This is a genomic window from Lysinibacillus sp. NPDC097287 (assembly GCF_044761695.1).
Classification (GTDB): domain Bacteria; phylum Bacillota; class Bacilli; order Bacillales_A; family Planococcaceae; genus Lysinibacillus.
Genome location: NZ_JBIWCX010000028.1, coordinates 1 through 12,781, shown reverse-complemented (window position 1 = coordinate 12,781; position 12,781 = coordinate 1). Strand labels below are relative to the sequence as shown.

Below are 12,781 nucleotides of genomic sequence, written 5' to 3'. Positions count from 1 at the left end.
CGTCCTGACCCACCATTTTTGCGGGTGTAGTTTAATGGTAAAACCTCAGCCTTCCAAGCTGATGTCGTGAGTTCGATTCTCATCACCCGCTCCAAGAGGGCCTATAGCTCAGCTGGTTAGAGCGCACGCCTGATAAGCGTGAGGTCGATGGTTCGAATCCATTTAGGCCCACCACTATTCCGAAGTAGCTCAGTTGGTAGTAGCACCTGACTGTTAATCAGGTTGTCGCAGGTTCGAGTCCTGCCTTCGGAGCCATTTTTTATTTGTGGGGAAGTACCCAAGTGGCTCAAGGGGCGCCCCTGCTAAGGGTGTAGATCGCGTAAGCGGTGCGAGGGTTCGAATCCCTCCTTCTCCGCCACAATAAAAAATATTGGCCCCTTGGTCAAGCGGTTAAGACACCGCCCTTTCACGGCGGTAACACGGGTTCGAATCCCGTAGGGGTCATACTTAAAGCATAGAAGATGTTGAAAAACATCTTCTATGCTTTTTTTTATTCTATTATTATTTTTAGAAGGATCGAAGATGTTGATTTTGAAATGTGAATTATGGATAGCAATTATACAAAGGAACTAATGGATATTGGGCCAGTACTAAAATTCTATTTAAAGGATTATTGATAATATAAAACAAAAGCCAATTCTAAATTAATTAGATTTGGCTTTTGTTTTGTATAAACGAATATTTGTGGATTTAAGAGTAAATTAACTAAGTAAAAAATTATTTTTTCATTAAATTATTAAATGAACAGTAATTCATATTTAAGCATAATAACCATGCGTTGATGAGTATTAATCGTGAATAAAGTAAATATAAAACTATTATTAGGAATATACATGTAATAAAACACAGTGGATGAATTACATAGAATCTGTAAATGTAAGTTCAAATATTTGATATATATAGCAAAAATGTAATAATATTAACGAAATTAAAATTTCTAATTCACAGAAAAATATGAATATAGATAACTGTGTTGGAATTAGTAAAGGGGGAATTTAGATGAATTTTATGCTCGAAGTGAAAAATCTTAAAACTGGTTTTGATATAGAGGGAGAGATATATCATGCTGTTGATGATGTATCATTTTCAGTTAAGCCGCGCCAAATTGTTGGTGTGGTTGGCGAATCTGGTTGTGGAAAGAGTGTGATGTCACTTTCAATCATGAAACTACTGCCAACAGGGATTGGGCAAATCACGGGCGGCGAAATAAAATTCCAAGGAAAAAATATAGAGAATAATTCCAACGACGAGATGAATAAAATAAGAGGTAAAGATATTAGTATGATTTTTCAAGAGCCAATGACGTCATTAAATCCGGTATTTACAATTGGATTTCAAATCGAAGAGGTAATGCTGAATCATAGTAATATTACCAAGAAAGAAGCTAGAAAAAAGGCGATCGAGTTATTAAAAAGGGTAGGTATCTCTAGACCAGAAAAAATTGTTGAAGAATATCCTCATCAATTGTCAGGCGGAATGAGACAACGAGTGATGATTGCCATTGCGATTGCTTGTCAGCCGAGGCTGCTAATCGCAGATGAACCAACTACGGCACTTGATGTAACTGTCCAAGCCCAAATACTTGAATTACTCAAGAGCATACAAGAAAAGAATGATATGTCCATTATTTTAATTACACATGATTTAGGCGTAGTAGCAGAAATGTGTGATGAAGTAATCGTGATGTACGCGGGTAAAATTGTAGAACGAACAAATGTTGACAACTTGTTCTATAATCCGAAGCACCCATATACAAAGTTGTTAATGGCATCAATTCCACGGATAGACAAGGAAGTTGAAGAGCTAGCCACAATTCAAGGAATCGTCCCTTCTTTGAAGAATATGCCTAAGACAGGTTGCCGATTTGTTGACCGATGTCCATCTGCGATGTCGGAATGTAGTACGGTTACGCCTCAGCTTGAGACTATAGGCTTAGAACATGAGGTTGCATGTTTACTGCACAAAAGTAGTGATATTAGAGAGGGAGTGAGGTGACAGGATGGATTATACAACGGTCAAACAAGATAAAGATAATTTACTAGAAGTGAAAAACTTGAAAACATATTATCCAATTAAGGGGGGATTTCTTAGACATACAGTTGGACATGTAAAAGCCGTTGATAATGTATCATTTTCAATTAAAAATGGAGAAACATTGGGCTTAGTCGGAGAATCTGGTTGTGGAAAGTCTACTGCAGGTCGTACGATTTTAAGGTTATTAAATGCCACTGATGGGCAAATAGTATTCAATGGTCAGGATATAACTAAATTAAAAGGAAGATCGTTAAGAGAAATAAGAAAAGATATTCAAATGGTGTTTCAAGATCCTTATGCATCATTGAACCCAATGCAGATGGTTGGAAGCATCGTAGCTGAACCGATCATGAATTTTCATAATAGATCACTAAAATCATTAAAAGATGAAGTAATAGAACTATTGAGAAAAGTAGGCTTGCCGGAAGATGCTTATTATAAATATGCACACGAATTTTCAGGCGGTCAGCGGCAAAGGATTGGTATCGCGAGAGCATTAGCACTTAAACCTAAATTAATCATTGCTGATGAACCAGTTTCAGCTTTGGATGTTTCTGTTCAATCTCAAGTTCTGAATCTATTAAAAGAATTGCAGGATGAGTTTGATTTAACTTTTTTATTTATTGCGCATGACTTGAGTGTTGTTAAGCACATGAGTGACCGCATTGGTGTCATGTATTTAGGTAATATTGTTGAAATTGCTGACAAAGAAAGTACTTATGATGAACCTATGCATCCTTACACACAGGCGTTAATTTCTGCAATCCCAGTACCTGATCCAAGAAAAAAAAGCAATCGTATTGTATTAGAAGGGGATGTGCCGAGTCCAGCAAACCCTCCACAGGGATGCGCTTTTCATCCAAGATGTTCAAAAGCTATGGCAGAGTGTTCAGTATCGAAACCAACATTAAAGGAGGTGAAGCCGGGACATAGTGTTGCCTGCCACTTATATTAAATAAGTTGGCTCATCAATATTCTGAATTATTAAAAATCAGGGGGGATTTTATGAGGAGATCAGCATTATGGGTGTTCATGCTTATGTTATTAATGACACTAGTGTTAGCAGCTTGTAGCGGAGGTTCAACTACCACTGACAATGAAGGTGAGAAAGACAAGGAAGAACCAAAGATCGAGACGTCTACTGGTCCTAAAGAAGGTGGCGTCATTACATTTGGAACTGACGTAGCACCAGAAGGTATTTATGATTCTGCATATTCAGGAAGTATAGTTGATAGTTATATTCAAGGATTTACAATGGACGAAATATTTACAGTAAATGATGATCTGGAATATGTACCAGAATTAGCAACATGGGAAATTAGTGAGGATAAGCTAACATATACGTTTTCACTGCAAAAAGGCGTAAAGTGGCACAATGGTGAAGAATTAACGGTGGAGGATTGGGTATTTGCCCTAGAGACAATGGCGCATCCAGAGTATACTGGCCCACGTGGCAGTTATGTGGAAGGCATTAAGGGGGCAAAAGCAAAAAAAGAAGGAAAAGCTGATTCAATTGAAGGAATTGAAGTAGTAGACCCACACACAGTGAAAATCACTTTTGAGGCTGTTAAAATAAATAATTTAGAAAATCTGTGGCCAACGCCAATGCCGAAGAAACATTATGAAGGCATTGCCGTTAAAGACCTTGAAGAGTCAAAACAGGTTCGTGAAACACCTGTAGGCTTAGGACCTTTTAAAGTGAAAAAAGTAGTAGATGGCGAGTATTCTGAATTAGAACGTTTCGATGATTATTGGCAAGGTAAACCAATGCTTGATGGCGTGATTATTAAAGTAATCGATCCGTCATTAGCAACTGGTGCATTCAAAAATGGTGAAATTGACATTATGGATATTAGACCGCAATCAGTAAAAGAACTATCAGCATTAGATAATGTACGTATCGAAGAAACTACGGGAGTAAGCTATTCATACATTGGCCTTAGATTTGGTCACCGTGATAAAGCTTCACTTACAAATGTAACGGATTTTGATAAATTTAAATCGAAAGAATTGCGCCAAGCATTACTATATGCAATTAACCGTCCAGCAATGATCGATGCTTTCTTGGAAGGAAAAGCAGAAGTTGCGAATACTGTTATTCCTCGTACTTTCTGGATAGCTGCTGACGAGGCTGAGTTGAACCAATACGAATTTAATCAGGAAAAAGCAAAAGAACTTTTAGCCTCAGCTGGCTATGTGGACAAAGACGGAGATGGCTTCGTAGAAGATCCAAATGGCAAACCATTTAAAATTTCATTTGGTCACTATGCTGGCCCTGCAGAATTTGAAGGTCGTACGCAAGCTATTATTCAAGCTTGGAATGACATTGGTGTGAAAACGGAACTAGCAACAGGTACTTTAATTGAGTTTAATTTATACAACGAAATGAAAGAAAATGATGATGCCGCATTAGAAGCATTCTTCGGTGCTTGGAGTACGGGATCTGACCCTGATCCATCTGGACTTTGGGCAAGTAATGCTGAGTGGAATTTTGGTCGTTGGGTCGATGCTGAAAACCAACGACTTATAGATGAAGGCTTAAGTGAAAAATCATTTGATAAAGAGTACCGTAAAAATGTTTATGTTGAATGGCAAAAATATTTCAATGAGCAAATGCCTGCCCTTCCATTGTGGGAAAACTTAGATTTATATGGCATTAATAAACGTCTTGAGGGAGTTCACATTAACGCTGTAGGTTTCCAAACAGATGTTCATAAATGGTATGTAACTGAATAAGTAAACTATTAAAAAAATGTATGAGCAAGCTATAGTTAGTTAACAGAGAATCTAATTAATCACTGCTACTATTTAGTGGCCCCAAGTAAAAGGGGGCCCTGATAGTAGTAAAACTCTATAAGTAAGGAGATGTCACATGCTTCAATACACACTTCGAAGACTACTTGGCATGATCCCATTATTACTCCTTATTTCGTTAGTGGTGTTCACCTTAGCAAAAATGATGCCAGGCGATGCGTTTGCAGGAGAAATAGATCCATCCAATACAAATCCAGAGTACATTGCTGAAATGAGAGAGAAATTAGGCTATAACGATCCAATTATCGTGCAATATGGTCGATGGATTTCCGATTTTGTACAAGGCGACTTTGGAAAATCAACGGCGTATAAAAAACCTGCAGCGGAAATCATAGCACAACGTATTCCTAATACATTATTTTTAGCGGGAACATCTTTAATCATAACGTATATTTTGGCTTTTATAATGGGAATGTATGCTGGTAGAAAACCTTATACTCTTGGTGACAATTTGATTGCAACGTACAATTACTTAGCTTTAGCTATCCCGTCTTTCGTTGCAGGGATTGTTGCCATTTACTTTTTCTCCTTTAAATTAGGATGGTTCCCGTTCAATGGCTCGGTAAGTGTTGGCTTAGAGGAGGGGACATTAGCTTACTATGTAAGTAAGGTTAAACATGTAATATTGCCTGCGCTAGTTTTAGGATTAATGGGGACAGCTGCATACACGCAATTTTTACGCAATGATATTATCGAGAATAGCAGAAAAGATTATGTAAGGACAGCAAGATCAAAAGGAACGAAAGAATCGACTATTTATAATAAACATATATTGAGAAATTCAATCATTCCACTAGTAACATATCTTGGTTTTGATATTGCTACATTAATCAGTGGTGCGGTCATAACAGAAACAATTTTTACCTATCCAGGAATAGGTGCACTTTTTCTAGAATCTGTGGGACGGAGAGATTATGCGGTGATGATGTCAATCACAATGCTCCTTTCATTCCTTACACTGTTTGGGAATTTAATAGCAGATTTACTTTACGGTATTGTAGATCCGCGTATTAGACTAGAGTAAGGAGGGGAAACGTATGGTAATAATGACAAACAAAGAAGCTTTAACACCAAAAACACCGAAGAAAAGCCCCTCCCCATGGGTGATAGCAAGAAGAAAGTTTACTAAAAATAAGTTAGCAATGATTAGCCTCATATTTTTATTAATCGTAATTATTCTGTCGTTTTTAGCACCCTATATTACGACAAAAGATATTGTTCGTGTGGATCTCATGAAAATTAGCTTGCCACCATCAAGTGAGTATTGGCTAGGTACTGACACGAATGGGCGTGATGTTTTTACACGAATGCTATATGCTGGAAGATCATCATTAACCATAGGATTAGCCGGCATGTTTTTAATTGTCTTAGTAGGGACAACTGTTGGAGCTATTTCAGGGTATTTCGGAGGGAGGGTAGGACAAATACTAATGCGTTTGACTGACTTTGTATTAATGTTCCCATTTCTCGTATTTGTTATTGTTTTAAATACGATTCTTTCAGGTAAAGTTTCAGGCCTATGGACATTAATAATTGTCATTGCTCTATTAAACTGGGGCGGAGTCGCGCGTATTGTGCGCAGTAGAGTCCTTGCGGAAAAAGAAAATGAATATATTTTAGCAGCTAAATCTATTGGTGGAAAACCTGTAAAAATAATTATTAAGCATTTATTACCTAACGTTGCATCAACGATTATTGTACAAGCTACATTATTATTGGCAGTGACGATTGTTGTGGAGTCTGCATTAAGTTTCTTAGGTTTCGGTGTCCCAGCAGATACGCCAAGTTGGGGGAATATGTTATCGGAAGCAAGAAACTCTGATGTGCTATACAATAAAATTTGGATGTGGGTACCTCCTGCAACGGCAATTACATTAGTCATCTTGGCCATCAACTTTATCGGAGAAGGGCTAAAAGATGCAATGAATCCTAAATCGAGAAGGTAGGCTATTTTGATAGAATATATTATTAAAAACTTGATACATCGTTTTTCACTAATACAATGCAATGGTTTAATTGAAGAATTGAGGCTGGGCTAAATATTTACATATTAGTCCAGCTTTTAATTTTTTCTATTAAGATTTTAGAGTATGGATGGTATAGAGAAGCTCAGTTTATTAGACAATTTTGTAGTAAGAGGGAGGTTGTCATAATGGAAATAGAGAATCGATTATATGAAGCGGCAGTTCAATTAGTAATCCAACGCTATCCTAAAGGCTGGGGCGGTGCAGCAGCATTATATACTGAGGATAAAAAAATACTAACGAGTGTAGCACCAGAAGTAGTAAATGCATCAACAGAATTGTGTATGGAAACTGGAGCCATATTAGAGGCACATAAACTAAATACTCGTATTACACATTCAATTTGTGTTGCTCGAGATGATGAAAATTCGGTATTTAAAATTTTAAGTCCATGTGGCGTTTGCCAAGAGCGTTTATTTTATTGGGGTTCAAACGTAAAGGCAGCAGTAAGTAATAAGGAAAACATATTAGTTTATAAAACATTGAAGGAAATACAACCGTACCATTGGTTAACAGCTTATTTAGATGAATGATAGTTATATAGCTGAGGGCAGGAGGGGAAGTAATTATGAATAGTCAGCTAAGTTATTCGATACAAGATAATGAAACTCTGCATTTTAGAAATGAAAAAGTAATTGCTAAAATTACTACATAATCATGGAGTAGAAAAAAGGGTAGACTTGTTAGGATTTGATTAACAAGTCTACCTTTTAATTTGTGAAAAAATAGTTACCCTCTAGAAAGCATTCTTTCAAGAGAACTGCGTGCTTCTTCGGCTGTGTGTGTATCAACTTGAATGCGGTTATGCGGCTGACCTTGCTCAATGCTTTCGAGTGACCAGAGCAGATGCGGAAGGTCGATTCGATTCATTGTAAGGCAAGGGCAAAAGTTTTCGTTTAAAGAAATGATATGTTTATCGGGGTGTTGTTTGATGATGCGATTCACAAGATTCATCTCAGTGCCGATTGCCCATGCTGATCCACTTGGTGCGTTATTAATTGTATCGATAATGTATTTCGTTGAGCCTGCATCGTCTGCAGCGGCAACAACTTCACGACTACATTCAGGATGCACGATGATGCACATATCGGGATACGTTTGACGAACGATTTCAGTGTGTTTTACAGTAAAGCCTTCATGAACAGAACAATGCCCTTTCCACAAAATTACTTGAATGTTTTCTGGTGATTGATCTGTTTCAAGAGTATTTGTGTGTGGATTCCAGACCGCCATATTTTCGAGTGGTACGCCTAAATCATAGGCAGTGTTTCTCCCTAAATGCTGATCAGGTAAAAAGAATATGCGCTGTTTTTGTGAAAAAGCCCATTCCACCATTTTTTTTGCATTGGAGGAAGTGACACAAGCGCCACCGTGCCTTCCTGTAAATGCTTTAATCGCTGCTGTTGAGTTGACATACGTTAATGGAATGATGGTATCACCGAAAAGTTGTTGTAAAATTGGCCACGCTTGTTCGGTTTGATAAATATCAGCCATATCAGCCATTGAACAGCCTGCACGCATATCTGGCAAGTAGACGTGTTGCTCATCAGTTGTTAGCATATCAGCTGTTTCTGCCATAAAGTGTACACCGCAAAAGACGATGTGTTCAGCTTCTTTATTAGCGGCAGATAATTGAGCAAGTTGTAAGGAATCACCTGTTACATCTGCAAATTGAATTACTTCATCTTTTTGATAATGATGTCCAGGGATAAATAGCTTGCTACCTAATCTTTTTTTAATGGCAATAATTCGAGCTTCCATTTCTTCTCTAGTTAACGATCTGTAATGCTCTGGAAGTAGTGAAGCTTGTTGTAATAGACTAGTAATTGACAAGGAAATGAGCTCCTTTCGTTTGCACAAGTGCACTAATATCGAAAGCTTTAACTGAGTGGGTAATCGCACCGAGTGAAATCCACTGAATGCCAGAAGCGGCATATTCGCGTAGGTTTTCGAGCGTAATACCACCTGAAGCCTCTGTAGCAATGTGCGCTGGGACAGTAGGAAGCCATGCGCGAATTTCTTCTGGTGTACGGTTGTCGAACATAATAATATCCGCACCGGCTTCGATGGCTTCATCTAATTGTGCTTTTGTTTCAATTTCGACTTCAATTTTGACAGTGTGACCGATTTTTGCACGAGCTGCTTGAACAGCTTTTGTAATGCTTCCTACAAAGGCAATATGATTATCCTTTAGCATAATTGCATCATATAAACCACTTCGATGATTATAAGCACCACCTGTTCGAACGGCGTATTTATCGAGCATACGTAAGCCTGGTATCGTTTTACGTGTGTCACAAATCTTTGCACCTGTACCTTTTGTTTTGGATACTGCTAAATTGGCGGCTGTTGCAATGGCAGACATTCGCTGAACAAGATTTAAAATAACTCGTTCACCCATTAATAATTTTTGTAGTGGCCCTTCAATAACGGCGAGGACATCACCAGCAATAACGGGTTCACCATCTTTTTTGTGCATAGTAATGTTCATTGTACGGTCTAGTAGATGAAAACCATGTTCAATAATTAAGGCACCGCAAAAAATGCCATCTTCTTTTGCATAAAAGGAAAAAGAGCCTTGTTGTTCAGCGCTAAAAATGAATTCGCTTGATAAGTCTCCATCTCCGATATCCTCATTAAAAAACTGCTTCAGCATTTCCTCGAGTTTGATGATGTTCATATAATGTATTCCTCACTTTCATCTGTCCATTTTCAAAAATAATCCATCGTTGTTGCCATTTCTCGTCATTGTGTGGTTTATCGCTACGAATATGAGCCCCGCGTGATTCTGTTCTTGTAATCGCTGCATGGACCATTATCGTGGCAAGGACATGCATCATATAGAGTTCAAGTTCCTGTGGGTTAAGTCCACTTAGGTTCACTTGCTGTAAGATTTGTAATGTAGGTAATTGTTGTGCAAATCGTTGCATGCCGATAGGGTTTCGGACAATGCCTAATGTTTGCATCATTGCTTGCTGTAAATTTTCTTTTGTTAGTAATGCAGGCATTGGTTGTGTGTAGTCGCGCATGGCGACGGTAAAGTTTACTTGCTTACATCCACCGTGTAATAAGGATTCAGCCAATTTCTGCCCAAATGTAATGCCTTCTAGTAAGGAATTGCTTGCTAAACGATTTGCACCATGTACACCAGTGCACGCAACTTCACCAACAGCATATAAATTTGGAATTGACGTTTTGCCAGTATCATCAGCCACAATACCACCCATTAAAAAATGGCTTCCGGGTGCAACTGGTATTAAGCCTGTTTGAAGGTCAATCTCATTTTCACGACAAAGCTTCGTAATGGTCGGGAACTTTTCTTCAAAATTCTGAATACTAGAAATATCGATATACGTTGCTTGCCCAGCAGCACGTTTAGTAAATAACGTATGAGCTGTAATATGGCGTGGTGCTAAATCGAGCTGTGGATGAATGCCTTTCATAATTGGTTGCCGCCTTACATCGACAAAAATCCCTCCTGCCCCACGTACAGCTTCAGAGACGAGTCCTTTTGCCCCGCCATTACACCATAATAAGCTTGGATGAAATTGCATAAATTCCATATCACTTATCGCAGCTCCTGCACGATATGCTAGCGCAATGCCATCTCCAGTATTCGTCTTATAATTAGAGGTACATGGATAGAGAGCACCTGCACCACCAGTTGCTAGAATGACATGATGTGCAAAATAACGCTTTGTTTTCTGTTGGTCTTGTGTGAGTACGCCGATGCAAGCACCATTCGTATTCAATAGTAGTTCATAGGCCATTTCATAAGTATTGATGCCGACGTTAGAGGGAAGTTGCTTGAGTAAGTAATCGATCAATATTTGACCGGTACGATCTCCGCCAGCATGTATGATGCGATGTTGGCTATGCGCACCTTCTAAACCTAGAGAGGGTTCACCAGACGGTTGTCGATCGATAGGAAGACCATCCGTTACAAACTGTTGCATAATTTGTGATCCCTCTTCTATTAATGTTTCGACATGTTTCTTGTCATGATGGTGTACACCAGCAATCAGCGTATCTGTAATATGAAAGCTTGTTTGATCTTCACGGTTTGTGACCGCTGCAATGCCTCCTTGTGCACGATATGAACTACTCATATAAACAGATGACTTCGTTACAATCTGTACATGAAACTGCTGTCCGAGCAGTCGAGCGGCTTGTAGAGCGGCTATACCACTACCTATAATGAGAACATCTGTCTTTACATCCATAGACTTACCTTCTTTACAGTTGTCTTGACACATATCTTTACATAAAATAAAAGAGAAAACAAGACCTGATGTAACTAGAAAGGGAGAGGTACGATGATTTATTTGGATTATGCGGCGACATCACCAATGTCTCCTGAAGCATTGCAGGCTTATTGTGAAGTAGCACAGCGTTATTATGGGAATAGTGCAAGCCTTCATGATACAGGGGGACAAGCAAGTTATTTTATTGAGCAAGCAAGAGCGCTTGTTGCAAAGAAGCTTGGTGTTAGTAGTGATGGTGTGATTTTCACAGGAAGCGGGACAGAAGGGAACCTGTTAGCTATTTTGTCAGTTGCAATGGCTTCCCAAAAAGGTAAACACATTATTACATCGCAAGCAGAGCATACATCCGTTCATGCCGCGCTAAATACGCTTGAGAAAATAGGCTATGAGGTGACAAAGCTACCGTTACAGGAAAATGGCTGTGTAAATGTAGCACAACTATCTGAAGCGATACGTGAAGATACAGCGCTAATTACTATTCAACACGTCAATTCAGAAATTGGTGCCATTCAACCGGTGACAGCAATCGCGGATATTGCTAAGAAAGCGAACGTTTTTTTTCATGTAGATTGTGTACAGTCATTTTGTAAACTTTCAACACAGTCATTTTGTAAACAGGTAGATGCTATGACGATCTCCGCCCATAAAATTGGGGGACCTAAAGGTTGTGGAGCTGTATATATAAATCCAAAGATCCGTGTTCCAGCATTAACGCCTGGTGTAACACATGAACGTGGTTTACGTGGCGGTACATTAGATACACCAGCTATCGTCGCATTTAGCGCTGCAATTGAAGCTTTTCAGTATGAGCTTCAACATTATGAAGCTTTACGCCAATATTTACGAAAAAACTTGCCGAAATCTTGTCGTATCATTGATTCTGTTGAGCAACTACCGAATATATGTGGATTATTGATGGAGAGAGTCGAAGGGCAGTATGTATTATTAAAGTTAAATGAAGCGGGCATATGTATTTCTACAGGGAGTGCGTGTGATATAAAAAGTGATTCTGGAACAAAAGCCATTTTATCGATGGGATATACGATGGAAGAAGCACGTCAATTTTTCAGAATTTCATTTGGTCAAACAACTTCATTCGTAGAAATTGATAGATTACTAGCAGCACTTTCGAATTGATAATTTGAAAGGAAAGATATATTTTACATTAAGAATTCAACCACATTCAGGTCGGCAGAGAGTTCTTCAATATGAATAATGCCGACTAATGTGTTTTTATATCTTAACGTTTAGGTTTTTTAGATGATTTGTTGTTGCTTAGATATTATCTAAAATGTAATACTTAAGTTAACCTAGCTTGAGATAACAGTGAAAAATATTTGTATTAAAAAAGTAATAAATTTAAATGTTTTCTTTTTAAAAGACAATTGCTATAATGATGAACAGAACTAAATTCTCTGTTTTGTGTATAAAAAACCTTCGAAAATAATTATTTTCTTTTCTTTTATATAAAAGTGTTGCGTAATGTGAAAAAACGTTATACAATAATTATTGTCTTGAAGGACAGGTTAAAAACTTCAAAACGAAATACATAGTCTAGTGATGATGGCAAAGAGGTCACACCCGTTCCCATACCGAACACGGAAGTTAAGCTCTTTAGCGCCGATGGTAGTTGGGGGCTTCCCC

General features: G+C 38.3%; 10 protein-coding genes, 5 tRNA genes and 1 rRNA gene. 13 read left to right on the top strand and 3 right to left on the bottom strand.

The annotated features are described in order from the left end of the window. Positions 1-20: 20 nt before the first annotated feature. The 11 genes from ACIQ2D_RS21510 to ACIQ2D_RS21460 all read left to right on the top strand — a co-directional run bounded on the left by ACIQ2D_RS21510 (position 21) and on the right by ACIQ2D_RS21460 (position 7,405). Positions 21-94 (top strand) — tRNA-Gly (locus tag ACIQ2D_RS21510). A gap of 3 nt (positions 95-97) precedes the next feature. Further along, positions 98-174, top strand: a tRNA-Ile gene (locus ACIQ2D_RS21505). 4 nt (positions 175-178) lie between these two features. Beyond that, positions 179-255, top strand: a tRNA-Asn gene (locus ACIQ2D_RS21500). Between the two features lie 12 nt (positions 256-267). Further along, positions 268-358: transfer RNA gene (locus ACIQ2D_RS21495), tRNA-Ser, on the top strand. Positions 359-372: 14 nt separating this feature from the next. Beyond that, a tRNA-Glu gene (locus ACIQ2D_RS21490) sits at positions 373-444 on the top strand. Positions 445-999: 555 nt separating this feature from the next. Continuing rightward, positions 1,000-1,995, top strand: coding sequence for an ABC transporter ATP-binding protein (locus tag ACIQ2D_RS21485; protein WP_402867344.1), 996 nt, complete (start codon positions 1,000-1,002; stop codon positions 1,993-1,995). 4 nt (positions 1,996-1,999) lie between these two features. Beyond that, on the top strand, positions 2,000-2,989 hold the full coding sequence (locus ACIQ2D_RS21480; protein ID WP_402867343.1) for an ABC transporter ATP-binding protein: 990 nt from the start codon (positions 2,000-2,002) through the stop codon (positions 2,987-2,989). 50 nt (positions 2,990-3,039) lie between these two features. After that, positions 3,040-4,770 carry an oligopeptide ABC transporter substrate-binding protein gene (opp4A, locus tag ACIQ2D_RS21475; RefSeq protein ID WP_402867342.1) on the top strand — a complete coding sequence of 577 codons (1,731 nt, stop codon included), beginning with the start codon at positions 3,040-3,042 and terminating at the stop codon, positions 4,768-4,770. A gap of 136 nt (positions 4,771-4,906) precedes the next feature. Beyond that, positions 4,907-5,872 (top strand): oligopeptide ABC transporter permease, encoded by a 966-nt coding sequence (opp4B, locus tag ACIQ2D_RS21470; RefSeq protein ID WP_402867341.1) that lies wholly within the window; start codon positions 4,907-4,909, stop codon positions 5,870-5,872. A 13-nt stretch (positions 5,873-5,885) separates the two neighbouring features. Further along, a complete protein-coding gene (opp4C, locus tag ACIQ2D_RS21465) occupies positions 5,886-6,794 on the top strand; it encodes an oligopeptide ABC transporter permease (RefSeq protein ID WP_402867340.1) in 909 nt (302 codons plus the stop codon). 206 nt (positions 6,795-7,000) lie between these two features. After that, on the top strand, positions 7,001-7,405 hold the full coding sequence (locus tag ACIQ2D_RS21460) for a cytidine deaminase (RefSeq protein ID WP_402867339.1): 405 nt from the start codon (positions 7,001-7,003) through the stop codon (positions 7,403-7,405). 196 nt (positions 7,406-7,601) lie between these two features. Here the strand turns inward: ACIQ2D_RS21460 and nadA are convergent, their stop codons facing one another. The 3 genes from nadA to nadB are packed head-to-tail and all read right to left on the bottom strand — an operon-like array spanning position 7,602 to position 11,095. Then, complete coding sequence (nadA, locus tag ACIQ2D_RS21455) at positions 7,602-8,705, bottom strand: quinolinate synthase NadA (protein ID WP_402867338.1); 1,104 nt, start codon at positions 8,703-8,705, stop codon at positions 7,602-7,604. Then, positions 8,692-9,552, bottom strand: coding sequence for a carboxylating nicotinate-nucleotide diphosphorylase (gene nadC / locus ACIQ2D_RS21450; RefSeq protein ID WP_402867337.1), 861 nt, complete (start codon positions 9,550-9,552; stop codon positions 8,692-8,694). The genes nadA and nadC overlap by 14 nt, the downstream gene beginning before the upstream one ends. Then, positions 9,509-11,095 (bottom strand): L-aspartate oxidase, encoded by a 1,587-nt coding sequence (gene nadB / locus ACIQ2D_RS21445; RefSeq protein WP_402867336.1) that lies wholly within the window; start codon positions 11,093-11,095, stop codon positions 9,509-9,511. The genes nadC and nadB overlap by 44 nt, the downstream gene beginning before the upstream one ends. Before the next feature lie 93 nt (positions 11,096-11,188). Here nadB and ACIQ2D_RS21440 point away from each other — a divergent pair, with 93 nt between their 5' ends. Both ACIQ2D_RS21440 and rrf read left to right on the top strand, forming a co-directional pair. After that, entirely contained in the window at positions 11,189-12,274 is a 1,086-nt protein-coding gene (locus tag ACIQ2D_RS21440) for a cysteine desulfurase family protein (RefSeq protein WP_402867335.1), read from the top strand. 416 nt (positions 12,275-12,690) lie between these two features. Next, a 5S ribosomal RNA gene (rrf, locus tag ACIQ2D_RS21435) occupies positions 12,691-12,781 on the top strand; the annotation flags it as partial.